A 26,805-nucleotide genomic window follows, 5' to 3' on the forward strand; every position below is an offset into this window, starting at 1 on the left:
TATCGATGCACTGTTAAATAATAATGGAAATGATTGTCAATGCGGATTCCGTGCAGGAGTGCATGGTGCGATCTCAGAGAGGATGTGCCACACGGTGTGGGCCTGGCCGACAGATCCGTCCATCTGCTGGCCAGGCCTTGAGGCACGAGAAGACAGGCCTGCGGTGACAGCAGATCAGAACTTGCTTCGGCAGAGCTGTTCCTCGCAGGGGATGCCGTCTCCGTCGCCATCCATTTTCACGTTCGGGCAGTGCTGGAGAAAATAACGGGCTTCCTCGCAGGACTGCATCTGCGAGCAGTGCTGTCGGCCGTCGCAATGAAAGGGGGAGGGGGAGTCGAGCTGTGCGGACTCACTGGGTTGCGCCGTGACCGGAGCCACTTCCGCCACTTCGGCAGGGCGGGAGGCGTGCCGAGAGACATGGGAGCCGTAGAGGGCGGCCATGATGCTGAAGGCGATGGCACCCGAGGCAAGCGCGCTTCGTCGACGCCGTGGAGATCGAGGGGAATGAGGGCGCTGGGCAGGTGCCGAAGTGGAGGCCGTGTGCAGTTGGGAGGGCTGGGGGCGTTGCACCTTGATGGCGCGCTTCTTGCCATCCTTGCGCTGGGTCACTTCGAAGAGGAGGGTTTCCCCCTTGCGCGGTGGTCCCCCTGCCTGTGGAAAATCGGAGATATGCACAAAGATGTCCTGCCCACCCAGATGGGGAGTGATGAAGCCGAATCCCTTGGCTTCATGCCAGATGGAGAGGGTGCCAACGAGTTGCAGTGCCATGGTCGCGGAAAACACTGCGGAGCAATGCGCAGGTCAGGGGTGAATGATGCGATCGATGGTACTACACGGTAGTTCTTAATGGCATATATGCCGGGTCATCCTGCACCCACGCAGAAGGCGGCGGGAGGCAGGGGGTGGGAGCGGCACGCTCACGCCGCCTGGGGGCGACGCACCAGGGCGAGGAGGATGCCGAAGGCGATCATCATGGTGCCGCTGGCGCGGTTGAGCCACTGCATCATGCGGCCGCGGTTGGCCATGTGGGCCATGTAGCGTCCCACGCCACCGTAGATGCCGACGGTGACGATTTCCAGCAGCAGGAAGGTGGCGCCGACTTCGGTGTAGCTCACGGCGTAGTGCTCGGGCACCACGAACTGGGGCAGGAAGGCGGTGAAGATGAGGATGGCCTTGGGGTTGCTGATGGCGGTGGTGAATTCCTGTCGGGCGAGCACGCCGAGGTGGGGGCCGTGGTCCTGTCCGGCTGTGTCGGCGGCGAGGTCGGCGATGCCGTCGGCCGGCACATGGGCGCGCAGGATGCGGATGCCCATCCAGATCAGGTAGGCAGCCCCGCAGAACTTGACGATGGCAAAGCCCACCTCGGAGGCCAGCAGCAGCGCGCCCATGCCCACGCCGGAGATGGCGATCATGATGGCGAAGGCCACGATGCGGCCCAGTCCGGCGGTGACGGCCACGCGCACGCCGTGGCGGGTGCCGTTGAGCACCGACAGCAGGTTGTTGGGCCCGAAGGCCAAGTTGAGGGCAAAGCAGGCCGGGAGAAAGAGCAGGTATTCGTGCAGGGACATGGCGGAACGATGCGGTGAAAAGGCAGGGACAGGGAAATGAAAATGGAGGAAGCCACGGACGGGGCCGTGCGTGCAGAGCGGAACGGCCGGGCCCCCTAGACCAGCGGCTTGCGGGCACTGGGGGCAGCAGTCCGGGGTGCGGTGGGGGGGCTGAGGGAGGTGTCGGGCGCGTCGGCGGCCGTGCCGGCTGCAGCCGGCTGGGGCATGCGGGCGTATTCGGCGAGTACGCCGCGCTCGGAATGGACGAGATAGGCTTCCATGGCCTGGGCGGCTTCGTCGTGCTGGCCGGCGATGAACAGGCTCAGGATGTGCCGGTTCATGTCGATGTAGGGGGCGTGCAGGAATTCGGGGTTCTGCAGCATGCCAAACACCAGCCGCAGCTCGGTGAGCACGTGCGAGAAGAGGGTCTGGAGGCGTTCGCTGTCGGTCAGCGAGACGATGGCGCGGTGGAAGGCCATGTTGGCCGTGCCGACGCCACGCCAGTCGCCCGCATCGCGGCAGCGCAGCGCGTCGGCAATGGCGGCTTCCAGCTGCTGGCGGGCCGGATGCCAGGGGTGGGCCTGTGCCAGCGCCTGGCATTCGAGCATGCGGCGCACGCGGTAGATGTCGATGATGGCGGCGAGCGTGGGCACCGTGACCGACACACCGCGGTTGGGCTCGTGGCACAGCAGGCCTTCCTGCGTGAGGATGCGGAAAGCCTCGCGCAGGGTGTTGCGCGAGATGCCGAGGAGCTCGGCCATGGCGGCTTCCGACAGGCGCTGGCCCGGCGCGCAGGCTCCGGCCAACAGCTTCTGCCGGATGTCTTCGGCCGTGCGATGGGCCAGGTTCTGGATGTCGGCGGTACGTGTCATGGCGGTCGGGGTGGCGTGGTGCACACCACCGCGAGCGGGACGCAGTGGGTGGGCCAGGGCTCCCAGTGTAGCGGCATCGGGCTGCAGGCGCAGTGGTGCCAGGGGCCCGGCCGGTGCGGCGGAGGCCGCTTTGCGGTGCATGAAACGCCACCTGCATGCCCCGGCATGAGGCGCAAAGAACCACCGAGGATCCGAATGTGCCCCACATTGGTGAATCTCCTGATGAAAATTCAACGTCATTTTGTTGAACAATATGTGTCTTATGAGTGATGTGACGATATGCATTGCTCAACGCTGGCACGGCTTTTGCATGGAGATGCGGGCCATTCCATCTTTACGGGAGAGTTTCATGAGTGAAGCACAGCACATGCCGGCACCGTCCGGCGACTTTGTGAAGGCGCGGCGTTCGTCGCTTGTGGCCGCCATCTTTCTGATGGCCACATCGGCCATCGGGCCGGGGTTCATCACCCAGACGGCGACGTTCACGGCCACCATGGGGGCGGCCTTCGCCTTCGGCATTCTGGCGTCGGTGCTGATCGACTTCGTCGTGCAGCTCAATGTGTGGCGCATGGTGTCGCTCACGGGCATGCGGGCCTCGGATCTGGCCAATGCGGCCATTCCCGGCAGCGGCTATGTGCTGGCCGTGCTGGTGATCTTCGGGGGGCTGGTGTTCAACGTGGGCAACATTGCGGGGGCGGCCCTGGGGCTCAACGCCATGATGGGGCTCGACATCAAGTGGGGCGGGCTGCTGAGTGCGGTGATCGCCATCGGGCTGTTTCTGTCCAAGCGGGCCGGCCGTGCGGTGGACCGGCTGATCGTGGTGCTGGGCATCGTGATGATCGGGCTGACGGTGTTCGTGGCGTTTGCGTCCCATCCGCCGCTCGGGGAGGCGCTGCGCCAGACCATGTGGCCCGACCGGATCAATTTCGCCACCATCACCACCATCGTCGGTGGCACGGTGGGGGGCTACATCACCTACGCGGGGGCGCACCGGCTGCTCGATACGGGGGTGACTGGGGTGGACAACCTGCCTGCCGTGACGCGCGGGGCGCTCAACGGCGTGATCGTGACGGGCGTGATGCGCTATGTGCTCTTTCTGGCCGTGCTGGGTGTGGTGGCCAGCGGCGTGGTGATCGACATCTCGGGCAAGAGTGCCAATCCGGCGGCCCAGGCGTTCCAGGCGGCCGCCGGGCAGATGGGGTTGCGGGTGTTCGGCGTCATTCTGTGGGCGGCGGCGCTCACGAGCGTGATCGGGGCGGCCTATACGTCGATTTCCTTCGTGACGGTGTTCCGTCCGGGGCTGACCGAGCCGGCGCGCAACCGGGCCACGGTGGTGTTCATCGTGGTGTCGCTTGCGGTGTTCCTGCTGCTCGGCACGGCACCGGCTGCGCTGCTGGTGTTCGCAGGCGGCTTCAACGGGCTGATTCTGCCGCTCGGGCTGACCCTGTTCATGTATGTGGGGTGGATGCGGCGTGACCTGATGGGGGGCTATCCGTATTCGCGTGCGCTGCTGGCGCTGGGCACGCTGGCCTGCGTGCTGACCTGGTGGATGGCACTGCAGTCCATCGGCCCGATTTTCCGGTTCCTGTCGATGTGAGCGAGGAGAGCGAGATGACCGTGATCGATCTGAACAGCGACCTGGGCGAGAGCCTGGGCGCCTGGAAGATGGGAGATGATGCCGCGATGCTCGACATCGTCACCAGTGCCAATGTGGCCTGTGGCTTCCATGCCGGCGATGCGGCGGGCATTCTGGCCACGCTGCGTGCGGCGGCGGCACGCGGGGTGGCGGTGGGGGCGCATGTCGGCTACCGCGATCTGGCGGGGTTCGGGCGGCGCAATATGGACGTGGCCAGTGCCGATCTGGTGGCCGACGTGATCTACCAGATCGGGGCGTTGCAGGGGCTCGCCCGTGCCGCAGGCACGACGGTGCGCTACGTCAAGCCGCACGGGGCGCTCTACAACACCATTGCACACGACGAGCGGCAGGCACGGGACGTGATCGCGGCGATTCGGGCAGCCGATCCGTCGCTGGTGCTCGTGGCACTGGCGGGATCTGCGCTGGTGGGCTGGGCACGCGCCGAGGGGCTGACCGTGGTGGCCGAGGCGTTTGCCGACCGGGCCTATACGGCGCAGGGTACCCTGGTATCGCGCCGGGAGCCGGGGGCGGTGCTGCACGATGCGCAGGCCGTGGCGCGCCGCATGGTGCGTCTGGTGCGCGAGGGGGTGGTGGAGGCCATCGACGGCCGCGTCACCCGCGTCGAGGCCGATTCGATCTGCGTGCATGGCGACAGTCCCGGTGCGGTCCAGATGGCGCGTGCCGTGCGTGAGGCGCTGACCCGCGACGGGGTGACGCTGCGCGCCTTCACGGCCCGCAGCGAGTTGCAGGGTCAGCGTGCCGGTTCGGGCGCGGCCTGCGGATGTGCGTGCACCTGTTCCACCACCGACTGAGGAGGATTCCCATGACACAGGCTTCCACCGGGGAGTTCTACCCCGCCTCTCCTGCCGCCCTGGCTGCAGGCCGTGCCGCGCGTGCGGCTTACCGGGCTGGCAAGGTCGCTCCCACGGCTGGGGTGGCACCCGGCATGACCCAGGCCAACATGATCGCCTTGCCGCGAGACTGGGCGTGGGACTTTCTGCTCTACGCCCAGCGCAATCCCAAGCCCTGTCCGGTGCTGGACGTGATCGAGGCCGGAGCCCACCACACGGTGCTGGCCGAGGGCGCCGATCTGCGCACCGACATTCCGCTGTACCGGGTGTGGCGCCACGGCCGCCTCGAAGCCGAGGTGGGCGATGCGACCGCACTGTGGGCCGAGCATCCCGATCTGGTGACTTTTCTCATCGGCTGCAGCTTCACCTTCGAGACGCCGTTGCAGGAGGCGGGCATCGAGGTGCGGCACATCACCGACGGGGTCAACGTGCCCATGTACCGCACCTCGCGTGCCTGTCGTCCCGCCGGGCGGCTGCATGGGGAGATGGTGGTGTCGATGCGGCCGATTCCTGCCGCGCGCGTGGCCGAGGCCGTGATGATCTCGGGGCGCTTTCCCTCGGTGCACGGAGCCCCCGTGCATGTGGGCGATCCGGCGGCGCTGGGCATCCGCGATCTGTCGCGGCCCGATTTCGGCGATGCGGTGCGCATCGAGCCGGGCGAGGTGCCGGTCTTCTGGGCCTGCGGGGTCACGCCCCAGGCGGCGGTGATGGCATCGGGCGTGCCCTTTGCCGTGACCCATGCGCCGGGCTACATGTTCATCACCGATGTGCCCGATGGGGCCTATCACGTCTGAGCCCGTCCAGGTCCAGCCGGGGCCCTGCGCCCGTATCCGTGTTTCCATCAGGAGTGTTGCGTTGCGTTTTCTGCCTGTACAACCCCATGTCGTGCTTGTCGAGCTCGATGACCTGCCGCACGTGCTGGCGCTTCTGGATGCGCTGCGCAGTGACCCTGTCGACGGGATCGAGGAGCTGGTGCCTGCCGCGCGCACGCTGCTCGTGCGCTTCCGGCCCGAGGTGTGTTCCCGTGCCCGGCTGATCGAGCTCCTGCGTGCCCGGCAGGGCGGGGCGGTGGCGCGCGCGGCAGAGGGAGAGCTCGTCGAGATTCCGGTGCATTACGACGGCGAGGATCTGGCCGAGGTGGCCGACTACCTGCACCTCACGCCCGCCGACGTGGTGCGCCGCCATGCGGGCAGCATCTACACGGTGGCGTTCACGGGCTTCGCGCCCGGGTTCGCCTATCTGGCCGGGGGCGATCCGCTGCTCGACGTGCCCCGCCGCAAGACCCCGCGCACCCGCATTCCGGCCGGTGCCGTGGGGCTGGCGGGCGTGTTCAGCGGGGTGTATCCGCAGGCCAGTCCGGGAGGCTGGCAGATCATCGGCACCACGCCGCTGGCCATGTGGGATCTGTCGCGCCAGCCGCCCGCGCTGTTGCAGCCGGGCCAGCGGGTGCGCTTTGTCGACATGGACGCAGCCGGCACCGGCAGCGCCCGCAGCATCCCCAGGGCGGCGGCTGTCCAGGTCACGCAGGCTGCGTCACCGCTGTCGGCCGTGCCCACCCTGCCTCAGGCCAGGTCCGTGGCCGAAGCCCGCGCTCCGGCTGCAGCCCCAGCCTCCGCGACGGCTGCTGCCGGCTTCGAGGTGTGCCAGGCGGGCCTGCAGACCCTGTTCCAGGACGGGGGCCGTCCCGGACTGGCCGGCATGGGGGTATCCGCTTCGGGCGCGCTCGACCAGGGCGCCTTCCGGCAGGCCAACCGGCTCGTGGGCAACCCGGTGCATCTGCCCGTGCTCGAAACCCTGGCCTGCGGGCTGCAGCTGCGCAGCCGGGGCGACAGCGTGGTGGCCGTGACCGGCGCGCGCGTGCCCCTCGCCCTCACGGCTGCAGACGGCACCCGCTGGCATGCCCAGCCGGATGCCCCTGTGGCGCTGGCAGCCGGAGACACCCTGACGCTGGGCCTGCCCACGGCCGGCGTGCGCTGCTATGTGGCCGTGCGCGGGGGCTTTGCCGTGGCACCCGTGCTGGGGAGCTGTGCCACCGATACGCTCGCCCGGCTGGGCCCTGCGCCGGTGGCTGCCGGCGACCTGCTGGCCGTGATGCCGCCACGGCCCGGTCAGGTGGTGGGCGACCCCGATTCCGCGCCCCCTGTGCTGCCCACCGCGCAGGACTGTGTCGTGCTCGACGTGCTGCTCGGCCCGCGTACCGACTGGTTCACCCCCGAGGCCGTGGCCCGACTGGCATCGAGCGAGTGGACCGTCACGCCCCAATCCAACCGCGTAGGCCTGCGCCTCGCGGGAGAGGAGCCGCTCGTGCGTGCCTGCACGGGCGAGCTGCCCAGCGAGGGCACCCCCACTGGCGCCATCCAGGTTCCGCCCAGTGGGCAGCCCGTGCTGTTCCTCGCGGATCACCCGCTCACCGGCGGCTACCCGGTCATCGCCTGCGTGGCGCCCCACCACCTCGATCTGGCGGGACAGATTCCCGTCGGTGCGCGCATCCGCTTCTGTCCCCTGTCGGCCTTGGTGGTCGAGTAGGGCGGGCCTGCCACCCGTATCTGTCCCATCGCGCCTTTCCGTCTTCCCCCTTTCCGTTCACTGCACCGCCATGAAAAAAGTCCTGATTGCCAACCGCGGAGAAATTGCCGTCCGCATCATCCGGGCCTGCGCCGACTACGGCGTGCGCTCCGTTGCCGTCTATGCCGACCCCGACCACGATGCCCTGCACGTGCGCATGGCCGACGAGGCCTGGGCCCTGCAGGGCACCCGCCCGGCCGATACCTACCTCGACATGGCCAGGCTGATCGAGGTGGCGCGCGCCAGCGGGGCGGACGCCGTGCATCCGGGCTATGGCTTTCTGTCCGAGAACGCCGCCTTCGCCCAGGCCGTGTGCGATGCCGGTCTGACCTGGATCGGCCCGTCGCCGCAGGCCATCGCCCGTCTGGGAGACAAGGTACAGGCCCGCGCGCTCGCGCAGGAGGTGGGCGCTCCCCTGGTGGCTGGCACGCCAGGCCCTGTCGGTGGCGCGGAAGAAGTGCTCGCCTTTGCGGCCACGCACGGACTGCCCATCGCCATCAAGGCGGCCTTCGGAGGGGGCGGGCGCGGCATGAAGGTGGCCTGGCAGATGGACGAGGTGGCCGACCTGTACGCCTCGGCCGTGCGCGAGGCGACCGTGGCCTTCGGGCGCGGGGAATGCTATGTCGAGCAGTTCCTCGACCACCCGAGGCACGTCGAAGCCCAGATCCTGGCCGACACCCACGGCCATGTGGTGGTCGTGGGCACGCGCGACTGCTCGCTCCAGCGCCGCAACCAGAAGCTCGTCGAGGAGGCTCCGGCCCCCTTCCTCACTGACGCACAGCGCCATCGTATCCACGAGGCTGCGCAGGCCATCTGCGCGGCGGCGGGCTATGTGGGTGCCGGCACGGTCGAATTCCTGCTGGCCACCAGCGGGGCCCTGTCGTTCCTGGAGGTGAACACCCGTCTCCAGGTCGAGCATCCCGTCACCGAGGAAACCTCCGGCATCGACCTCGTCATCGAGCAGCTGCGCATTGCCGACGGCCTGCCGCTGTCCATCACCGCCACCCCCGAGCCGCGCGGCCATGCCATCGAGTTCCGCATCAACGCCGAAGACCCAGGACGCGGCTTCCTGCCCACGCCCGGCCCCATCACGTGCTTTGCCCCGCCCTCCGGGCCGGGTGTGCGGCTCGATACGGGAGTGGAGAGCGGATCTTCCATCCCGCCCGTGTTCGACTCCATGATGGCCAAGCTGGTCGTCACCGGTGCCACCCGCGCGCAGGCGCTGGCGCGTGCCCGTCGGGCCCTGGCCGAATTCCGGATCGAGGGCATCCCCACCGTGCTGCCCTTCCACCGTGCCGTGCTGGAGGCTCCCGACTTCACCGCCGAGCACGGCCATGCCTTTGGCGTGCACACCCGCTGGATCGAGACCGACTTCGCCACCCCGCTCGCTGCTGCCCAGCGCATCGTCCTGGCAGGCGATGCCGCGCCGCTGTGGCGCACTGCCATCGAGCTCGACGGCCGGCGTGTCACCCTGGGGCTGCCAGCCGCGCTCCTGCAGGCCTGGCAGGCTGCTGGAGCGGCAGGTGCCCCGGCGTCCGCAGGCGCCATGCCCTCGTCTGTGGCGTCTGAACCAGCCTTGAGCGACCTGACCGCTCCCATGACCGGCCTGCTCCAGGTCTGGAAGGTGGAGGACGGCGCTCCGGTGGCCGCCGGCGACAGCGTGGCCGTCATGGAGGCCATGAAAATGGAGGTTGCGCTCACAGCCCCCTGCGCCGGCCGGCTACGGCATGTGGCGGCTCCCGGCCAGACCTGCCAGGCCGGAGAGTGCCTCGCACACATCGAGCCCGTCTGAAAGCCCTGCCCTCGCAGGGAGCGGAGGGGCCGAGTGCGGCGAATGCGCCACAGCCCGGCCCGGTGGGCGCATGCAGCACCGGCTGCAGGTATGGGTTTACGGGCTATGATGAAAAGTTATGGAAACCCGCTGGACCCCCCGCGTCACCGTTGCCGGCATTCTGGAACGCGATGGACGCTATCTGCTCGTCGAGGAACGCCAATCGCGCGGCCTGGTGCTCAACACCCCGGCCGGCCATCTGGATCAGGGCGAATCGCTCACCCAGGCCGTCGTGCGCGAAGTGCTCGAAGAAACCGCCTACGACTTCACTCCCACGGCGCTGGTGGGGGTGTACCTCTCGCGCTATCAGGGGCATGACCCTCGCAAGGGTGTCGACCGCGACCTGACCTTCCTACGGTTCACCTTCTGCGGCACGCTCGGCGCCTTCCATCCCGAACGCGCCCTCGACGAACCCATCGAGCGCACCCTCTGGCTCACGCCCGACGAGATCCGCGCCAGTGTCGCCCGCCACCGCAGCCCCATGGTCCTGCGCTCGCTCGACGACTACCTCGCCGGCCACCGCTTCCCGCTCGACACCATCTACGCCGACGCCAGCATCTTCTCCCCGGCCGCCCTCAGCGAGCGCTGAGGCACGCAGCATCGCCGGCATGGGCCGGCGGCTGCACAGGCCCCATTACCCTTCCTTGCCGTCGGCTCGCGGCTTGCCATACCAGCGGGCATAGCGCCAGCTCCAGGCCGTCAGCAGCCCGAACCACAGCAGGGCTGCAGCCGTGATCCACCACGCCGACGCTCCCGGAAGTGCGCCGATCAGGCGCAGCACCACGGCAGCCTGCAGCAGCCAGAACAGGGTCCACACCACCTCATCGGCCACCAGAGCACGTCCACTGTGCCCGCAGGAAACGCGGGTCACCATCGCCAGGATCAGCGATCCGATGCAGCCCATGGTCAGCGCATGCAGCCCCCCCCAGCCAAACACCGGGCTCCCCAGATAGACGGCCACAAACTGCGCCACCGCGCTCAGGGCATAGGCCACACCCAGCCACACGAACCCGATGTGCAGCATCGCCAGCAGACGCACGCGCAGGCTCTGCACCAGTCCCCATACCACGGCCAGCCACAGCAGCATGCCGGCCACCCCCAGCTCGACCAGCCCCCGCAGCAGCAGCCAGCCCGTTCCCGGAGCAGCAAGCCCCTCGATCCACACTGCCAGCACCTCGAACACGCTGGCACCCAGCATCAGGCCCAGCACCCAGAACGGACGCCACACCTGTACCAGCGGCACCGCGTTGGAAGTGAAGAACGGAATCATGCGATGCGCCACGGCCACGAAGACCGGCACGATGAATCCCCATAGCGCCGTCAGTACCCACAGCCGTGCCAGGTCATAGCGCTCCAGCGCCACGCACACCAGCACGCCGGCGAGGCTGATGCAGCCCACCACGCCAGCCACGCCCACCGTCCTGGCATGCAGACGGTCAGGCAGCGTGCTGGCTCGCACCAGCTTCCAGAAGTGATCCACCATGCCCAGCAGTCCACCCAGCGCCAGCGCGCCGCCTCCCAGCGCGAGCCCGCGGCCCTGCGCAGTCACCCCGGCTGTCAGCCACAGGGCCCAGCCCACGGCCTGCAGCAGGAGTGGAGTGCGGATGTCCGTGGCCGTCGGCGCGTCCACATGCAGCCACTTGGGACCTGCCGTGAACAGAAACCCCGCAAAATACAGCGGCATGAATCCCAGCACCATCACCGTGCCGTGGACGATGATCTGCGGCAGCCCCCCCGCGAGGTGCAGGGCTCCCGTCGCGCGGTCCACCTGCACCAGCGCCCACCACAGGCTCGCGAGCACCAGGACGCAGGACGCCAGGAAGAACCCCAGCCGATGCGGCGCATGCAGAAGCCAGCTTGCGCGCCAGGGAGCCGCATCGGCAACAGCGGCCAGCTCCGCCTTGCGGCGTGCGGCAGCCTCCTTGTCGGCAGGTGCGCGGGCACCAAGCTGAACGGAAATGGTCGGACGGAGAGGAGGGACAGGACTGCTCATGACCGCATTGTGGGCGACAGCCTCCACAGCGGCGTTTGACAGGAGGCAAGGAAAGGAAACTCCGGGGCGATCCCCGGCGTCCCGTTACACCTTGGTCGGCATCCAGCGGCGCACGATCAGCAGGGCCGTGCACACCACCGCGCACAGCAGCGCCACGGTGCCATGCCAGCGGCCATGGGTGTAGGCGATGCCGCACAGCCAGGCTCCGGTGAATCCGCCGCAGTAGTAGGCCATGTAGTACAGCCCCGAAGCCAGCGAGCGTCCTTCGCTCACCCGATGGGCGATGAAGCTGATGGTCGACGACTGCGTGATGAAGATGCCGGTGGACATGATCGCGAGCGCCACGATGATGCCGGGCGTGAAGGGCAGCAGCGTCAGGCACAGCCCCGCGAGCGACATGCCCATGGCCAGCAGAATGGTGGTGCGGAAGCCGAATCGCGGCAGCAGCCGGCTCGTCACCGGAGTGACCACCACCCCCAGCAGGTACACCGCGAAGATGTTGGCCAGCTGCCCGGAGCTCAGCATGTACGGGGCATCGGCCAGATGCAGGTTGATGTAGGTGAAGCCGCCCACCAGCGTGAAGAGCACGCAGAACCCCAGCGCGCACGCCGTGAGCACGGCCGGGTTGGCCACGTGCATGCGCAGCGTGTGGAGCCCATCGGCAAACCGGGGGTTGGCCACGAAATGGCGTGACGGCGGCAGAATGCGCCACACCAGCACGGCGCCGGCCAGGTTCACCAGCCCCATGAACAGGAACGCCGTCTGCCAGTGCATGTGTTCCGACAGGTGCCCGATGAGAAACCGGCCCAGAAATCCGCCCAGCACCGTGCCGGACACATACATCGACACCATGCGCGCCATGTTGCGGCCACGGAACTCCTCGCCGATGTAGGCCAGGATCACCACCGTGATCCCCGGCACTGCCAGCCCCTGCAGAAACCGCAGCACCAGCATGGTGTGAATGTCGCGCACCCAGAAGATCGCCATGGTGGGCAGAGCCAGGAAAAGCACCGACCCCACGATCAGCGGCTTGCGCCCCCACGCGTCCGAGATCATGCCCATGAGCGGGGCCGTGAGCGCCACCGCCAGCACCGTCACCCCCACCGTATTGCCGACCTGCACCACCGTGGCATGGAAGTCCTGCAGCAGGATGGCCAGAATGGCCTGCACCGAATACACATGCAGGAAGGCAAAGGCCCCGATCAGCGCGCTTGTGACCAGCAGCATCGGACTCGGGATGCGTTCGGGTTCGAGCGTGGGGATGGGGGCCGGGGCGGCGGCGGGCGTGGCAGCGGCCGGCAGCGCGGCAGCGGAAGAGGTGTTCATGGCAAAGGGCGTGGTTCCCGGGTGCTGCGGCATGCAGCCACCGGGGAGGAGGGCAGGACCAGCCTGGCAGACGGGCCCTGTTCCGGCAACAATTTCCTCTCCCCTCTCGGGGAGGGGAAAGTGTGCGTCTGGCAGATGTTTTCGGGAAAACCCCGAAAACCGAGCTGTCAGCGCAGCGTCAATATCGCCTATTGTGCGCCATTTGCCTAAATCGTGTGCAGACGGGCGCCATGCCCCAGCGCATCAGGAGGCCGCAGGCGGCTCGGCCTGCAGCAGGGCATCGAGCTCGGCGTCCTTTTCCTTCCATAGCCGCTGCACCCAGCGCTGCAGCCCGATGCGCTGCACCGGTTCGCCCGGAGCGGCCTGCACCTCGGGCGGCACCAGCCGCTCATGCACCCGCACAGACACGGAGCGGAAGCGCCCCGCCATCACGTCGCCGAAGGTCGGCACGCCATCCGGGTAGGCGATGGTCACGTCCAGCACGGCCGTGAACTTGTCGCCCATGGTCTCGAGCGCAATGCCCACGCCGCCGCTCTTGGGCTTGAGCAGGTGGCGGTAGGGCGACTGCTGTTCATTCTGCTTGGCGGGGGTGAAGCGCGTGCCCTCGGCATAGCTGATGAGCGAAGTCGGATTCAGCCGGAACTTGGCGCAGGCCTTGCGGGCCGCCTCCAGATCCTGCTGGGCCGTGGCGCCGCCCTTGCGCTTCATGAACGGGAAGTCGAGTGCCCACCAGGCCAGGCCGATCACCGGCACGTAGATCAGCTCGTGCTTGATGAAGAACTTCAGAAACGGAATGCGGTGGTTGAACACCTGCTGCAGCACCAGAATGTCCACCCAGCTCTGGTGGTTGCTCAGCACCAGGTACCAGCCGTCGCGACGCAGACCGGCAGGGACATCCACCTGCCAGCGGGTGCCGTTGATGGCCTCGAACCAGCCCCCGTTGATGCCGACCCACAGCCCTGCGATGTGCATCAGGGCCCGGTCGCACGGAATGCGCACCGCCCGCACGGGCAGCAGCAGCTTGAGCAGGGCAAAGGGCACCATGCAGCAGGACACCACCAGGGTGTTGAGGGCCAGTACTAGGGCCGACAGGATTTTTTTGAGGGAAGACATGAAGCGCAAGCAGTGGAAAGGAAGAGCCGAAGGGCCGGGGCTGCGGGCGGGCAGGAGCATCCGCGTGGCGCGACGGAAGAGCGGCGAACCGGTGTGGGCGCGATGGGCGACCGCCAGCCGGCACCGCTCCGCCATCTCGGTGCGGCGCCGGATCTGCCCCGCACGCCTCGGGCGGGCAGTGTCAGCCCTGGGCGACGCGCCGGAAGGCCTCGGCAGCCACCTCCACGGAGGCGTCGATGTCGGCATCGGTGTGCGCAGCACTCACAAAGCCAGCCTCGTACAGGGCAGGCGCCACATACACGCCTCCGTCGAGCAGGCCGTGAAAGAAGCGGTTGAAGGCGGCTGAGTCGCTCTTCATCACCTCGCTGTAGTTGTGCGGCAGCGTCGGCAGCAGGAAGAAGCCGAACAGCCCGCCCTCGCAGTCCGTACTGAAGGGCACGCCAGCCGCATCGGCCGCGCGCTGCAGCCCCTGCATGAGGCGACGCGTCTTGGCGCCCAGTGCCTCGTGGAAGCCGGGTTTCTGGATCTCGCGCAGCGTGGCCAGCCCTGCGGCCGTGGCCACCGGGTTGCCCGAGAGCGTGCCGGCCTGGTACACCGGGCCCAGCGGGGAAATCTGCTCCATCACCTCGCGCTTGCCGCCAAAGGCCGCCAGCGGCATGCCGCCGCCGATCACCTTGCCCATGACCGTGATGTCGGGCTCGATGCCCAGCACCGACTGCGCCCCATGCAGCGCCACGCGGAATCCCGTCATCACCTCGTCGATGATGAGCAGCGCGCCATGCCGGCGCGTCAGCTCGCGACAGGCATTGGCAAAGGCCTGCGTGGGCCGCACGAAGTTCATGTTGCCGGCGATCGGCTCCATGATGATGCAGGCCACCTCATGGCCGTACAGGGCAAAGGCCTCTTCGAGCTGGGCCACATTGTTGTACTCCAGCACCACGGTGTCCTGCACCACTGCCTCGGGCACGCCCGCGCTCGTGGCCGCCCCAAAGGTGGCCAGCCCGGAGCCGGCTTTCACCAGGAGCGCATCGGCATGGCCGTGGTAGCAGCCTTCGAACTTGATGAGCTTGTTGCGTCCCGTGGCTCCCCGGGCCAGGCGAATGGCACTCATGCCGGCTTCGGTGCCGGAGGACACCAGGCGCACCATCTCGATGCCCGGCATGATCCGGATGATTTCCTCGGCCAGCTCGATCTCGCGCTCGGTCGGTGCCCCGAACGAAAAGCCGTCGCAGGCTGCCTTCTGCACCGCCTCCAGCACGGCCGGATGGCCATGGCCGAGGATCATGGGCCCCCAGGAGCCGATGTAGTCGTAGTAGCGGCGACCGTCGGCATCCCAGATGTAGGGGCCCTGGGCCCGGGTGATGAAGCGCGGCGTGCCTCCCACGGCCCGGAAGGCGCGCACGGGCGAGTTGACCCCGCCAGGGATCACGCGGCGAGCGCGCTCGAACAGCACATCATTGAGATCGGTAGAGGCGGAATGGGTGGACATGGGCGTCGAATGGGGCAGAACGGAGCCATTGCGACGTCTTGCGCGCATCAGGACGGCGGGACGGATGCAGCTGGGTGCTTTCCGACGGGCCGGGTGGCTCCAAAAAACAAAAAAAGTGAATGAATCCTGAAAGTTAGGCTCCCGTAGAATGTGGCATGCTGGGAACGGAAGCCTCAGGGAGGAAGTGTACCGCGCGGCACCTGCGCCTGGATGCGGTTCCTTCTGAAGTAAAGTCCCTTCCCGGGGCTGCCGGCCGGGAACCATGGTTCGCCATGCCGCCCGTGCGGGCCAGGCTGGCGTTTCCGTTCCTGCACAGGGCGGGGGCATCGGCCCTCGATCCCGACCCCGACAAGACGATGGAGCAAGCGTGGCGACTGAATACAGAACCTGGATGTGTCTGCTGTGTGGGTGGATTTACGACGAAGCCGAGGGATGGCCGGCCGACGGCATTCCTCCCGGCACGCGCTGGGAAGACGTGCCCGACACCTGGCTGTGTCCCGAGTGCGGCGCCAGCAAGGCCGATTTCGAGATGGCTCTGATCTGAGCGCGGAGCTCCGTTCGGCGATCGCCCATCCCCACGCACCACAGGATTCCAGGGAGGAACAACCATGAAAGTGCTGGTAGTAGACGACAGCAACACCATCCGCCGCAGTGCAGAGATCTTTCTCAAGCAGGCAGGCCACGACGTGCTTCTCGCCGAGGACGGCTTCGACGCGCTCGCCAAGATCAACGACTGGCATCCCGAAGTCGTCTTCTGCGACATCATGATGCCGCGCCTCGATGGCTACCAGACCTGCGCCATCATCAAGCGCAACCCCAAGTTTTCTTCCGTGCCGGTCATCATGCTGTCGTCCAAGGACGGCGTGTTCGACCGTGCACGTGGACGCATCGTGGGCTCGGACCAGTACCTGACCAAGCCCTTCACCAAGGCCGAGCTGCTCGCCGCAGTGCAGGCATTCCAGTAATTTTCACGTAGTCCGGAGATCAACCGTGTCCATTTCCAATGTCCTCGTCGTGGACGATTCGCGCACCGAGCAGATGTTCATCGTGAGCCTGCTCCAGAAGAACGGCATGCATGTCGCCACAGCCGACAACGCCGATGCAGCCATGGCACAGCTCCAGGTGCAGAAGCCCGACCTCATCCTCATGGATGTGGTCATGCCCGGCAAGAACGGATTCCAGCTCACGCGCCAGCTGAGCAAGGACCCGGCCTTTGCCGACGTGCCCATCATCATCTGCACCAGCAAGAACCAGGAAACCGACATGGTCTGGGGCATGCGCCAGGGCGCGCGCGCCTATGTGACCAAGCCGATCAACCCGGCCGAGCTGCTCACCAAGATCAAGGAACTGGGCTGACGGCCCGTGCCGCTGGCGTGCGTGTCACTGCGCCGGCGGTCGGGAAACCACAAGGGAGCACAAGAACATGGCAAGACGGGAAGCCCTGCAGGAACTGCAGAACCGCATTGCCGGCATGCTGCAGAAGGCCGGCTCAGACAAGGGCGTCACTGCGTCCTGGCTCGGCGTGCGCATCGGCGCACGGCGCGTGCTGCTGCCCCTGCAGCAGTCCGGCGAGATCCAGTCCGCCTCGGACATCCAGTCCATCGCCTATGCCAAGCCCTGGTTTCTGGGCGTGGTGGCCCTGCGGGGCAACATTGTGGGTGTGGTGAACATTGCCCCCTTCCTTGATGCGGCGCCGGTCGACCCGGTTCTGCGCGCACAGCCCGAGCAGCCCCAGGCACGCCGGCTCGTGGTGCTCAACGAGGCCCTGGGGCTCAACGTGGCCCTGCGCGTCGAGGCGCTGGAGGGGCTGCGGGGGCGGGACGCCTTTCTGCGTTCCGGGCCGCCGGCCTCCTCGGCACCTGCCTACTTCGGCAGCGTGTTCACCGATCCGCAGGGATGCATCTGGCACGAGGTCAATCTCCAGGCGCTGGCTCAGACCCCCGAATTCCTCGACATCGCCGTCCACCCCGACGCAGGCGCGCTGGCAGCAGCGTGATTTTTTCTTTCCGTTCACAGAGCAAGCACCATGTCACTGATCGACGAACTCAACCGGCAGCAAAATGACATCCAGCCCGGCGCTGCCCCCATCCTCCCGCCGGAGGAGGCCGAGGCATCGGCCTTTGCCGACTCCAGCCTGTATGCGCCTTCGAGCACGGTAGAGGCAGCCTATACCCAGCACCATGCCGAAAAGGCCAGTGGGGACCTGGTGGAGCTGCCCGTGCTGGGCGCCCGCCCTGCGGCCGAGCACATGCGCAAGCTGCTGGTGATGCTCGGGGCGGCGCTGGTGGTGCTGGTCGTGCTGTCGATCTACGCCTTCAACCGCGCCCATGCTTCCAAGCAGCAGGTGACGGCGGCCGGCGAGGTGCTGCTGCAGTCCGAGCAGGTGACGCGCGATGCCGGCCGTGCCCTTCAGGGGGACGAAGCGGCGTTCAGCTCCCTGCAGGGCAACTACAAGGCGCTGGTGGACAACGCCAAGGGTCTGTCCGAGGGCAACGATACTTCCGCTGCGGTGCGTGACAGCTCCCTGCGTCCCATGGTCGAAGCCATCGAAAAGGGCGAGGACAGCGTCGAGAAGGACGTGGCCACCATCGGCAAGCAGAAACCCGCTCTGGTGAGCCTGGGCAAGACGCTGACCCCGATCCATACCGACGTGGCCGAGATCGCCGAGCTCTCCGACAAGCTGCGCGCCAATCTGGTCCAGCAGCAGGCGCCTGCCGCCAATGCCGCCGCCGTGGGCGACATGGCCATGCGCGTGCAGCGCATCGAGAAATCGCTGCGCGAGTTCATGACGCCCTCCGGCATCTCGCCTGACAGCGTGTTCGCCATGGGGCAGGATCTGAACGCCTTCGACGATTATCTGGCCGGCTTTGCGGGCAACAACGCTGCAGCCGGGCTCCAGCCGCTGCAGGGCGAGAACCAGCAGATTCTCCAGCAGCTGCAGAAGACCTATCAGTCGCTGCGCGGCAAGCTCGACGAAGTGATCAAGAACATGCCCGGCGTGATCACGGCCCGTCAGGCACAGACGCATATTGCCACCACCCTCAATACGGTCCAGGGGCCTGCACGCCAGCTCTCCGACGGGCTGCGCAATTCCGCTGGCGTGAGCTGGCTGGTGTATGTGGTCATGGCGCTGGCCGCCCTGCTGGCCATGGCATTCGCTGCCGGTCTGGCCTATGTGCAGCTGGCCGAAAGCCGCCGCCGCCAGCAACAGGCCGAAGAAGAAAACGCCGCCAACCAGAGCGCCATTCTCCGGCTGATGAACGAACTGCAGAACGTGGCCGAAGGGGACTTGACCCAGGAAGCCACCGTAACCGAGGACATCACGGGATCGATCGCCGACTCGGTGAACGTGACGGTGGAAGAACTGCGGGCCCTGGTAGGGAACGTGCAGGTGTCGGCCGACCAGGTGGCGCAGACCACCGACGACGTGGAAGGCACGTCCAACAAGCTGCTCGAAGCCTCCACCGAACAGCTCGTCGAGATCCGCAACACCGGACAGGCCGTGCTCGACATGGCCGGCCGCATCACCCGCGTATCGTCGCAGGCGCAGGAAACCGCCAGCGTGGCCGTCAAGTCCCGCGAGGCCGCCGAACAGGGCCTGCATGCGGTGCAGAACACCATCGGCAGCATGAACATGCTCCGTGACCAGATCCAGGAAACCTCCAAGCGCATCAAGCGGCTGGGCGAATCGTCCCAGGAGATCGGAGAAATCACCGAGCTGATTTCGGACATTACCGAGCAGACCAACGTGCTGGCCCTGAACGCCGCCATTCAGGCAGCGTCTGCCGGTGAAGCCGGTCGCGGCTTCTCGGTGGTGGCAGAAGAAGTGCAGCGTCTGGCCGAACGTTCTGCAGAAGCCACGCGCCAGATTGCGGCGCTCGTGAAGGCGATTCAGACCGACACGCACGATGCCGTGGCGGCCATGGAGCGCTCCACGCAGGGTGTGGTGCAGGGGGCCCAGCTGTCCGACAACGCCGGTCAGGCCCTGACCGAGATCGACCGGGTGTCGCGCGAGCTCACCGAGCTGATTGCCCAGATTTCCTCCACCACCAACCAGGAGGCGCAGTCCGCCAACGGTCTGGCCGACAACATCCAGCAGATTTTTGCCGTGACCGAACAGGCCGGCGAAGGCACCCGCACCACCGTGCAGCAAGTACGCGAACTCTCCAAGGTGGCGCAGGCCCTGCGCACCTCGGTGGCACGTTTCAAGATCAGCTGACGGGCGCTTGCGTCCTGAGCAAGGCATTGTTGAGTACCAGTAGATGGACAACCAGAACGACTATGGCCCGGGCGCGGCCACGGGGGGCGCCATTGCCGATCTAGGGCCGTTGGCCTGGGTCGTGGACACGCTGCAGGAAACGCTGAATCTGGCCAACGGCCAGATTCAGCGGTTCAGCGAGGAGGTGGCGGCTGCCAAGGGCAGCCACGTCACCACCATCGACACCGCTGCGCTGCGACTCGCGGCTCAGGGGCTGCACGATGCCGTGGGGGTGCTCGACATGGTCGACCGGCCTACGGCCGCCCTCGTGGTGGGGGCCATGGAGGCACTCACCCGGCGGCTGATCGACAAGCCCGAGCTGTGCACGCCCGAGGCCACGGCGCTGGTCGATCAGGCCAGCCGGTCCCTGGTGGACTATCTGCAGAACGTGCTGCGGGGTCAGCCCGATCTGGCGCCGGGTCTTTTCCCGGCCTATCGGCCGGTGGCCGAGCTCGCGGCCCTGAGCCGGGTGCATCCGGCCGATCTGTGGCCGCATCCCGATCATTGGGAGTGGCAGACCCTGGCTTCGCCTCCGGATGTCGGTGCGGGCGGCGAGGTGGGCCAGTCCGCGTTCTTCGACGTGCTGCTCCGGACCCTGCGGTCGCAGGGGCAGGACGGGGCGTCCGACCTCTCCACTCTGGGACTGCGGCTCGCAGCGGCGTCCACGCAGCCTGCAGCCCGGGCCTTCTGGGAGCTCTTTGCGGGCTGTACCGAAGTCCTGGCCATGGGCGGCGTGCAGCTCGACGACTACCTCAAGCGTGCCCTGTCGGGGGCGGCTACCCAGCTGGCAGCGCTGCAGCACGGCACCACCCAGGTGCCCGCGCGGCAGGGGCAGGATCTGCTGTATTTCACGGCGCTGGGCGTGCACCGCCTGCCGGCCGAGGTTCCCGTGGCAGTGGCACGGGCCGTGGTCACGGGCTATGGCGTGCAGCAGGTGCCCGTGGCCGGCTACGGCAAGCTGCTGTATGGCGCCGTGCGGCCCGAATCCCTCAAGCAGGTGCGCCAGCAGCTGCTCACCTTCCAGGACCTGTGGTCCGAAGTGGCTGCAGGCGACATGCGCAAGCTCGACCGCCTGGGCGACACCCTGTCGCAGGCCGTGCAGCAGTGGCACCAGTTCTGGCCCGAGGAAAGCGCCCTGTCCACTGTCCTGCAGGAGGTCACGGGCAAGGTCCAGGCATCCGGCACTGCGCCGCTGCCGGCCGTCGGGCTGGAGGTTGCGACGGCCATGCTGTATCTGGAGTCGCTGCTCGACGATGCCCATTGGGATGACGCCGTCCTGAGCCAGCGCACCACCCAGCTCGCCCGGCGCATCACCCATGCCGCAGCGGGCGAGGATCCCGGTGCTCCTGACGCCTGGATGCAGGCGCTCTACATGCGTCAGAGCGACCGCGACACCATGCAGCACGTCATGAAGGAGTCGCGTGCCCTGCTCGGCGAGATCGAACAGGCGCTCGACACCTTCTTCCGCGATCCGGCCCACCCCGACACCGCGCAGGCCGTGCCGGCCCGGCTGTCCACCATGTCCAGTCTGCTGGCCATGCTGGGCTTCGACGAAGCCAGCACCGCAGCCCAGGCCATGGGCGGGCAGGCGACACGGCTGCTGCAGGCCGCTGCGCAGCCAGGAGCCTGGGCGCAGGCAGACACGCAGCACACCCTGACACTGCTCGGAACGAATCTGGGCAATCTGTCCTTCCTGCTCGACATGATGGGCTACCAGCCCGAGCAGGTGCGCCAGCAGTTCCGGTTCCATGCGGACAGCGAAGAATTCCTGCAGCTGCAGTCCGCCGAGGGCGCAGCAGTGGCAGAGGCAGCGCAGGCTCCCGCAGTCGAGGTGCCCCAGCCGGCAGCCGAGGTTTCTGCGGCTCCTGTCCCGGTGGCACAGGTGGCGGTTCCTGCAGCGGCTCCCGTTGACGATGGCATCGTCGACGATTTCATCGATGACGCCGAGCTGCGCGACATCTTCATGGAAGAGGCTGCCGAGGTGGTCGGCAACGGACAGGCCGCCCTGGCCGCCCTGCAGGCCGATCCGTCCAATGCGGCCCAGCTCACGACCCTGCGCCGGGCGTTCCACACCCTCAAGGGCAGTGGCCGCATGGTGGGACTGGCCTCGTTCGGCGAGGCGGCCTGGGCCATGGAGCGCGTGCTCAATGCCTGGCTGGCCGAGAACCAGCCCGCCAGTGCCGATCTGCTGGCCCTGTCGCGCGACGGTCTCCAGGCACTGTCCGAGTGGCGTGACGCCATTGCCGCCGGCCATGCCCCTGCCTGGACGCATCAGGATGTAGCCCGCAGTGCAGCCGCCTTCCAGGACGGCAAGGGCTATGTGCAGCTCCAGCCCTCGCGTGCCGCAGGAGCGGGCACGGTGTCCGTGGAGCCGGCCAAGGCCACTCCGGCTGCGCTGGCCGCTCCGGCTCCGGCTCCGGCTCCGGCTCCGGCTCCGGCTCCGGCTCCGGCTCCACAGCCCGAGGTCCATGCCTTCCCTCTGCTGGTCGAAGGGCGTGCTCCATCGACCACTCCGGACCGCTATGCCGGCCCGTCCACCGAATTCCTGACCGAAGACAAGCCCAAGCCGGCCGAAGTCCAGCCGGACTTTCTGCTCACCGACCTGTTTGCAGCCCCAACTGCCGCACCGACGGCAGCGGCACCCGTTCCGGCCGCATCTGTGCCGCCGGTGGTATCGACACCCGTTGTGGCTCCGGTGGTTCCTCCATCCCAGAGGGCGGACGACGATCTCGCAGCCCTGACGCCCGCAGAGCGGGGCGCGCGGCGCAACCTGCTGACACCGGCCACCGAGCCTGCAGCCACTGGCGAAGTGCTCTTCCCTGCGCGGCAGGCGCAAGACGAAGGTCTGCACATCGACATTTCTCTCGAAGGCATGCAGGGCGATGCCCGTGCGGACGAGAGCGGGCTGTCGTCCGTCATGACGCCGGAAGAAGCGGCCGTTGCCCATCGCGAGGCACTGCATGCGCCTCTGACCGAAGGGCACGAGCTGCCTGAAGCCCTGTTCCCCGAGCGGATCACCGCAGTCGATCTGGCCATCGACGGCAGCGAGGCGACTCCGGCTGCGGTGCCTGCTGCGCTCGATGTGCCTTCCACCCAGGGAATGGAGCTGCAAGCCCCGCCAACGCCGCCCATCGACTGGGTGCTGGAAGAGGAGAGTGCGTCGCCCGCCGCAGGCGTGGCGCCCCTGACCCCGCCCGAGCCCCTGTCCGCGCCTGCCGTGGACCTGGAGCTGCACCTCGAAGGCCTCCAGGGCGATGCCCATGCCGAAGACAGCGGCCTGCCGGCCGACGTGTCTTCCTCCTCTGCCTCGGTGCTCGATCGCGAAGCGCTTGAAGTACCGCCGACCGAAGGACGCGCACTGGAAGTGCCTGCACCCCTGGCCGATGTGGATTTGTGCCTCGAAGGCCTTCAGGGCGATGCCCATGCCGAGGACAGCGGCCTGCCGGCCGACGTGTCTTCCTCCACTGCCTCGGTGCTCGATCGCGAGGCGCTCGAAGTGCCGCCGACCGAGGGCCATATCCTCGATGCATCCCTGACGGGCGATGCCATCGTGGACATCGATCTGCCGTTGGAGGGAGACGAATCCGTCCCCGCGCCCAGCGTGGAGGTGCCCGCTGCCGTCGAGATGCCTGTGGCCGAAGTGGAGGCACCCGTCGAACCGGAGGCGGCCGCTGCTCCGGCGCCTGCACCAGTTCCTGTGGTTCCGGTCGCGGCTGCTACCGTGCCGTTCGCTCCGTCGGAGGCTGTGGTGGAGGCGCTGACCGGGCTGAGCGCTCAGGCCAAGCTCCTGCCGGTGCCGCCCGTCTCCGCAGAACCCGCAGAAGCTGCTTCCACCGCAGATCACGAGGAGGCCGCCACGGCGTCGTCTCCGGCTGCGGTGCCGCAGGCCGCGCCCACCCCGCTGCCGGATGCCGGCATCGATGCGCTGCGCACGGCGCACCCCGAGCTGGCGGGCGTACTCATCGATACCCGGCCCCAGCAGACCGTGCTGGCCGAAATGGTCGATGGCCTGCCCGACGACGAGATCCGGCAGGTGGGCGCACTGCGCCTGCCGCTGGCGCTCTGCAATGCCTTCATCGAGGAAGCGGAGAGCTGGTCCAGCGAGCTGGACCGCGAGGTGCAGGTCTGGGCACAGTTGCCGCAGGGCAGCGCTCCCGAATCTGCCGCCCATCTGGCCCATTCGCTCGCAGGCAGTGCCGGAGCCGTGGGGCTGTCGGCACTGGCTTCGGTGGCGCGTGCGACCGAACACGCCCTTGACCACCTGCACCTGCGCCGGGCAGTGCCGGGCGAGGCCGAGGTCATCCTCGGGGCGGCCGATACCCTGCGCCAGATGCTGCACCAGTTTGCGGCAGGCTGTGCCTCGTCGATGCCGGTGGAGCTGCTGCAGGCGCTGGTGGCCATAGTCGACCAGCCTCTGATCGACGAATCCCAGGCGCCCATCGAGTCCGTTGTCGCGCAGCCGGAAGCGCCGGAATGGGCTGTGACCGAGGAAGCTACGGCCTCCGGGGAACCCGATGTGGTGCCTGCCGAATCCGGCTCCGTGGACAACGTCCCGGTGGTGTCGACCGAGGCGGTCGAAGCGGTCGAAGCAGGTGCACAGGACGCGGCTTCCGCCGCCGCCCCGCAGCCCGAGCTCCAGCCGGAGAGCAAGATCCAGCCCGAGGTGTCGGCGGTTTCGGCCGAGACGGCTGCGCCGGTGGAGGTGCCTCCGCCTGCAGCTGCCGCACCGGTCGATCGCCAGCCCGTGCTGGCCCAGCCCTCTGCGGCGGACGAGGTGGTCGATGCCATCGACCCCGAGCTGTTCGCCATCTTCCAGGACGAAGCCGACGAAATGCTGCCCCGCCTGGGCGACACGTTGCGGCAATGGTCGGCCCATCCGGAGCAGGAAGCGACCCGCGCCGGACTCATGCGGCTCTTGCACACCCTCAAGGGTAGTGCACGTCTGGCCGGGGCCATGCGCCTCGGAGCGCTGGCGCATGAAATGGAAACCGCGGTCGGTGACATTGCCGGAGGCGTGCCCGACGCTGCCCAGATCGACATGCTCGCCGGCATGGTCGACCGCATGGACGATGTGTACCACGCGCTGCGTGACGGCGCTCCGGCCGAGGAGGCGGCAGAGGCCATCGCTGCGGTCGAGGCTGCTCCGATCCCCGCAGAAGCGCCTGTGCCGGCGGAGGAACCCGCAGGCGTCGCTGCCGAGCCGGCCAGCCCAAACGAGAACGAGGCCACGGCACCCGAACAGGGGGGGACTGCAGCGCAGCCACAGGTGCCGGCGGTGGTGGATCCTGCTGTGCTCCAGCACATCGCACAGCCGGTGGCCACCAACCTGGCGGCCCACCAGACCGCGCAGCAGCAACAGGTGCGCGTGCGCGCCCGCCTGCTCGACCGCATGCTGGGTCAGGCCGGCGAAGTCATGACCAGCCGGGCCCGGCTGGAGGGTGAGGTCGACCAGCTGCGCACCGCGCTCGGCGACATGGATGCCAGCCTGGAGCGCCTGCGCAAGCAGCTGCGCGACATGGAGCTGCAGGCCGAGTCGCAGATGCAGTCGCGCATGGCCCAGAGCAAGGACACGCATCTGGACTTCGACCCGCTCGAATTCGACCGCTTCACCCGGGTGCAGGAGCTCACGCGCATGATGGCCGAGTCGGTCAACGACGTGGCCAGCGTGCAGCGCAACCTCCAGCGCACCGTGCAGGCGACCGAGGACGATCTCTCGGCACAGGCACGCCAGACCAAGGAGCTGCAGCGCGACCTGCTGCGCACGCGGATGGTCGAGTTCGACAGCCTGTCGGACCGTCTCTATCGCGTGGTGCGGCAGTCGGCCCTCGAAAGCGACAAGCGCGTGCGGCTCGACATTTCCGGTGCCGGCATCGAAATGGACCGCAGCGTCATCGAGCGGATCGCTCCGGTGTTCGAGCATCTGCTGCGCAACGCGGTGGTGCATGGCATCGAAGCGGCAGGCCAGCGCGAGCAGTCCGGCAAGGAGGCCGTGGGCCAGATCGCGATTGCCCTCCAGCAGGAAGGCAACGATGTGATCATCCACCTGCGCGACGACGGTGCCGGCCTCAACGTGGCCCGCATCCGCGAGAAGGCGATTGAAAAGGGCCTGCTCACCCAGGACGCTCCGTTCGACGACAACGAAGCCGCCCAGCTCATCTTCCAGAGCGGGCTGAGCACGGCCGTCAAGACCACCTCGCTCGCAGGGCGTGGCGTGGGCATGGACGTGGTGCGGACCGAGGTCAATGCCCTCGGCGGGCACGTCGACGTGGCCAGCCACGCAGGGCAGGGCACCGAGTTCCGGCTGGTGCTGCCGCTCACGACGGCGGTGACCCAGGTGGTGCAGATGCGCATGGGCGATGGCCGCTTCGGTGTGCCGTCGAGCCTGATCGAATCGGTGCGCCGGGCCACGCCGCGCGAGGTGGAGCAGGCCTACAACAGCCGCCATTTTGCGGTCGACGGGACCGATCTGCCCTTCTACTGGGGCGGCGCCATGGTGCAGGCATCGCCGCGCAGCCAGGAGCTCGCCAGCGGACGCCAGATCGTGATGGTGCTGCGCAGTGCGGCACAGCGCATCGTGATGCACGTCGACGAAGTGCTGGGCACTCACGAAGTGGTGGTGAAGAACATCGGCGCCCAGCTCGCCCGCATGCCCGGTCTGACCGGCATCACGCTGCTGGCCGATGGCCGCATCCTCTACATCTACAACCCGGTGGCTCTGTCCTTCGTCTATGGCGAGCAGATCCGCGCCTTCTCCAGCGACCTGGCCGATCCGGGCGTGCTCGGAGGCGAGCGCAGCGGGGCGGCGCCCCTGCGTCCCGAGGTGCAGGTGGCTCCGCTGGTGCTGGTGGTCGATGACTCGATCACGGTGCGGCGCGTCACCGAGCGCCTGCTGCGGCGTGAAGGCTATCGGGTGTCCATGGCATCCGACGGTCTCGCGGCCCTCCGGGTGCTGGCCGAGGAGCGCCCCGCACTGGTGCTCTCGGACATCGAGATGCCGCAGATGGACGGTTTCGACCTGCTGCGCAACATCCGCGGAGATGAACGGCTGCACGACCTGCCGGTGGTCATGATCACCTCGCGCACGGCCGACAAGCACCGCGAGCGCGCCGAGGCGCTGGGCGCATCGGGCTTCCTGGGCAAGCCGTACTCCGAAGAGCGGCTGCTCGAACTGATCCGTACCTACGCAGGGGCAGGCGTGCATACCTGAGCCCCGCTGGGCATGTGCACAGCTCCACCGGCGCCTTTCCCTTGCGGAAGGCGCCGGTGGTTTTTTTGGGGGGTGCACCGGCACCGGGCGAGGCTGGCTGTGGCGGAGACGGGCTGG

General features: G+C 67.9%; 18 protein-coding genes and 1 pseudogene. 12 read left to right on the top strand and 7 right to left on the bottom strand.

All coding sequences use genetic code 11. The features are described 5' to 3' along the window. Window positions 1-174: 174 nt before the first annotated feature. The 3 genes and pseudogenes from ACP2WS_RS09860 to ACP2WS_RS09870 form a co-directional block, all read right to left on the bottom strand. Window positions 175-768 carry a cold shock domain-containing protein gene (locus ACP2WS_RS09860; protein ID WP_426460654.1) on the bottom strand — a complete coding sequence of 198 codons (594 nt, stop codon included), beginning with the start codon at window positions 766-768 and terminating at the stop codon, window positions 175-177. A 149-nt stretch (window positions 769-917) separates the two neighbouring features. Further along, window positions 918-1,568, bottom strand: coding sequence for a LysE family translocator (locus ACP2WS_RS09865; protein WP_374493384.1), 651 nt, complete (start codon window positions 1,566-1,568; stop codon window positions 918-920). Window positions 1,569-1,774: 206 nt separating this feature from the next. Then, a pseudogene (locus ACP2WS_RS09870) lies at window positions 1,775-2,419 on the bottom strand (GntR family transcriptional regulator); the annotation flags it as partial. Window positions 2,420-2,768: 349 nt separating this feature from the next. Here ACP2WS_RS09870 and ACP2WS_RS09875 point away from each other — a divergent pair. The 6 genes from ACP2WS_RS09875 to ACP2WS_RS09900 all read left to right on the top strand — a co-directional run bounded on the left by ACP2WS_RS09875 (window position 2,769) and on the right by ACP2WS_RS09900 (window position 9,891). Next, window positions 2,769-4,016, top strand: a complete 1,248-nt coding sequence (locus ACP2WS_RS09875) for an NRAMP family divalent metal transporter (RefSeq protein WP_426460655.1) — start codon at window positions 2,769-2,771, stop codon at window positions 4,014-4,016. A 14-nt stretch (window positions 4,017-4,030) separates the two neighbouring features. Then, window positions 4,031-4,867 (top strand): LamB/YcsF family protein, encoded by an 837-nt coding sequence (locus tag ACP2WS_RS09880; protein ID WP_426460657.1) that lies wholly within the window; start codon window positions 4,031-4,033, stop codon window positions 4,865-4,867. Window positions 4,868-4,878: 11 nt separating this feature from the next. After that, on the top strand, window positions 4,879-5,700 hold the full coding sequence (locus ACP2WS_RS09885) for a putative hydro-lyase (protein ID WP_426460658.1): 822 nt from the start codon (window positions 4,879-4,881) through the stop codon (window positions 5,698-5,700). Between the two features lie 61 nt (window positions 5,701-5,761). After that, window positions 5,762-7,432 (top strand): 5-oxoprolinase subunit B/C family protein, encoded by a 1,671-nt coding sequence (locus ACP2WS_RS09890; protein ID WP_426460659.1) that lies wholly within the window; start codon window positions 5,762-5,764, stop codon window positions 7,430-7,432. A gap of 70 nt (window positions 7,433-7,502) precedes the next feature. After that, window positions 7,503-9,263: an acetyl/propionyl/methylcrotonyl-CoA carboxylase subunit alpha gene (locus ACP2WS_RS09895; RefSeq protein ID WP_426460661.1), complete on the top strand. Its 1,761-nt coding sequence runs from the start codon at window positions 7,503-7,505 to the stop codon at window positions 9,261-9,263. Between the two features lie 118 nt (window positions 9,264-9,381). Continuing rightward, window positions 9,382-9,891, top strand: a complete 510-nt coding sequence (locus ACP2WS_RS09900; RefSeq protein ID WP_374493394.1) for an NUDIX hydrolase — start codon at window positions 9,382-9,384, stop codon at window positions 9,889-9,891. Window positions 9,892-9,936: 45 nt separating this feature from the next. On the opposite strand, the gene ACP2WS_RS09905 is transcribed toward ACP2WS_RS09900, so the two are convergent. The 4 genes from ACP2WS_RS09905 to hemL all read right to left on the bottom strand — a co-directional run bounded on the left by ACP2WS_RS09905 (window position 9,937) and on the right by hemL (window position 15,223). Beyond that, window positions 9,937-11,295 carry an NnrS family protein gene (locus ACP2WS_RS09905; RefSeq protein ID WP_426460663.1) on the bottom strand — a complete coding sequence of 453 codons (1,359 nt, stop codon included), beginning with the start codon at window positions 11,293-11,295 and terminating at the stop codon, window positions 9,937-9,939. Between the two features lie 84 nt (window positions 11,296-11,379). Further along, window positions 11,380-12,621, bottom strand: coding sequence for an MFS transporter (locus ACP2WS_RS09910; protein ID WP_374493398.1), 1,242 nt, complete (start codon window positions 12,619-12,621; stop codon window positions 11,380-11,382). 243 nt (window positions 12,622-12,864) lie between these two features. Then, a complete protein-coding gene (locus tag ACP2WS_RS09915; RefSeq protein WP_426460665.1) occupies window positions 12,865-13,734 on the bottom strand; it encodes an acyltransferase in 870 nt (289 codons plus the stop codon). A gap of 181 nt (window positions 13,735-13,915) precedes the next feature. After that, complete coding sequence (hemL, locus tag ACP2WS_RS09920) at window positions 13,916-15,223, bottom strand: glutamate-1-semialdehyde 2,1-aminomutase (RefSeq protein WP_374493400.1); 1,308 nt, start codon at window positions 15,221-15,223, stop codon at window positions 13,916-13,918. A 391-nt stretch (window positions 15,224-15,614) separates the two neighbouring features. Here hemL and ACP2WS_RS09925 point away from each other — a divergent pair, with 391 nt between their 5' ends. The 6 genes from ACP2WS_RS09925 (at window position 15,615) to ACP2WS_RS09950 (ending at window position 26,688) form a co-directional block, all read left to right on the top strand. Then, window positions 15,615-15,767 carry a rubredoxin gene (locus ACP2WS_RS09925; protein WP_374493489.1) on the top strand — a complete coding sequence of 51 codons (153 nt, stop codon included), beginning with the start codon at window positions 15,615-15,617 and terminating at the stop codon, window positions 15,765-15,767. Window positions 15,768-15,831: 64 nt separating this feature from the next. Then, the gene (locus tag ACP2WS_RS09930; protein WP_374493402.1) at window positions 15,832-16,188 is read left to right on the top strand and encodes a response regulator; all 357 of its coding nucleotides are present in this window, start codon (window positions 15,832-15,834) and stop codon (window positions 16,186-16,188) included. A gap of 25 nt (window positions 16,189-16,213) precedes the next feature. Further along, window positions 16,214-16,579 carry a response regulator gene (locus ACP2WS_RS09935; RefSeq protein ID WP_426460666.1) on the top strand — a complete coding sequence of 122 codons (366 nt, stop codon included), beginning with the start codon at window positions 16,214-16,216 and terminating at the stop codon, window positions 16,577-16,579. Between the two features lie 67 nt (window positions 16,580-16,646). Next, complete coding sequence (locus ACP2WS_RS09940) at window positions 16,647-17,219, top strand: chemotaxis protein CheW (RefSeq protein WP_426460667.1); 573 nt, start codon at window positions 16,647-16,649, stop codon at window positions 17,217-17,219. Between the two features lie 30 nt (window positions 17,220-17,249). Beyond that, complete coding sequence (locus ACP2WS_RS09945; RefSeq protein ID WP_426460668.1) at window positions 17,250-19,442, top strand: methyl-accepting chemotaxis protein; 2,193 nt, start codon at window positions 17,250-17,252, stop codon at window positions 19,440-19,442. A gap of 43 nt (window positions 19,443-19,485) precedes the next feature. Further along, a complete protein-coding gene (locus tag ACP2WS_RS09950) occupies window positions 19,486-26,688 on the top strand; it encodes a hybrid sensor histidine kinase/response regulator (RefSeq protein ID WP_426460669.1) in 7,203 nt (2,400 codons plus the stop codon). Window positions 26,689-26,805: the final 117 nt, after the last annotated feature.

Origin of the sequence: Brachymonas moutaii (nom. illeg.) (genome assembly GCF_049977365.1) — a bacterium.
Taxonomy (GTDB): Bacteria; Pseudomonadota; Gammaproteobacteria; order Burkholderiales; family Burkholderiaceae_C; genus Brachymonas.

Excerpts from the sequence above, each read along its gene's own strand:
- ACP2WS_RS09895 (WP_426460661.1), top strand. The coding sequence starts at position 7,503 with ATGAAAAAAGTCCTGATTGCCAACCGCGGAGAAATTGCCGTCCGCATC.
- ACP2WS_RS09865 (WP_374493384.1), bottom strand. The coding sequence starts at position 1,568 with ATGTCCCTGCACGAATACCTGCTCTTTCTCCCGGCCTGCTTTGCCCTC.
- ACP2WS_RS09940 (WP_426460667.1), top strand. The coding sequence starts at position 16,647 with ATGGCAAGACGGGAAGCCCTGCAGGAACTGCAGAACCGCATTGCCGGC.
- ACP2WS_RS09875 (WP_426460655.1), top strand. The coding sequence starts at position 2,769 with ATGAGTGAAGCACAGCACATGCCGGCACCGTCCGGCGACTTTGTGAAG.
- ACP2WS_RS09945 (WP_426460668.1), top strand. The coding sequence starts at position 17,250 with ATGTCACTGATCGACGAACTCAACCGGCAGCAAAATGACATCCAGCCC.
- ACP2WS_RS09915 (WP_426460665.1), bottom strand. The coding sequence starts at position 13,734 with ATGTCTTCCCTCAAAAAAATCCTGTCGGCCCTAGTACTGGCCCTCAAC.
- hemL (WP_374493400.1), bottom strand. The coding sequence starts at position 15,223 with ATGTCCACCCATTCCGCCTCTACCGATCTCAATGATGTGCTGTTCGAG.
- ACP2WS_RS09880 (WP_426460657.1), top strand. The coding sequence starts at position 4,031 with ATGACCGTGATCGATCTGAACAGCGACCTGGGCGAGAGCCTGGGCGCC.
- ACP2WS_RS09905 (WP_426460663.1), bottom strand. The coding sequence starts at position 11,295 with ATGAGCAGTCCTGTCCCTCCTCTCCGTCCGACCATTTCCGTTCAGCTT.
- ACP2WS_RS09860 (WP_426460654.1), bottom strand. The coding sequence starts at position 768 with ATGGCACTGCAACTCGTTGGCACCCTCTCCATCTGGCATGAAGCCAAG.
- ACP2WS_RS09950 (WP_426460669.1), top strand. The coding sequence starts at position 19,486 with ATGGACAACCAGAACGACTATGGCCCGGGCGCGGCCACGGGGGGCGCC.
- ACP2WS_RS09910 (WP_374493398.1), bottom strand. The coding sequence starts at position 12,621 with ATGAACACCTCTTCCGCTGCCGCGCTGCCGGCCGCTGCCACGCCCGCC.
- ACP2WS_RS09900 (WP_374493394.1), top strand. The coding sequence starts at position 9,382 with ATGGAAACCCGCTGGACCCCCCGCGTCACCGTTGCCGGCATTCTGGAA.
- ACP2WS_RS09925 (WP_374493489.1), top strand. The coding sequence starts at position 15,615 with ATGTGTCTGCTGTGTGGGTGGATTTACGACGAAGCCGAGGGATGGCCG.
- ACP2WS_RS09930 (WP_374493402.1), top strand. The coding sequence starts at position 15,832 with ATGAAAGTGCTGGTAGTAGACGACAGCAACACCATCCGCCGCAGTGCA.
- ACP2WS_RS09885 (WP_426460658.1), top strand. The coding sequence starts at position 4,879 with ATGACACAGGCTTCCACCGGGGAGTTCTACCCCGCCTCTCCTGCCGCC.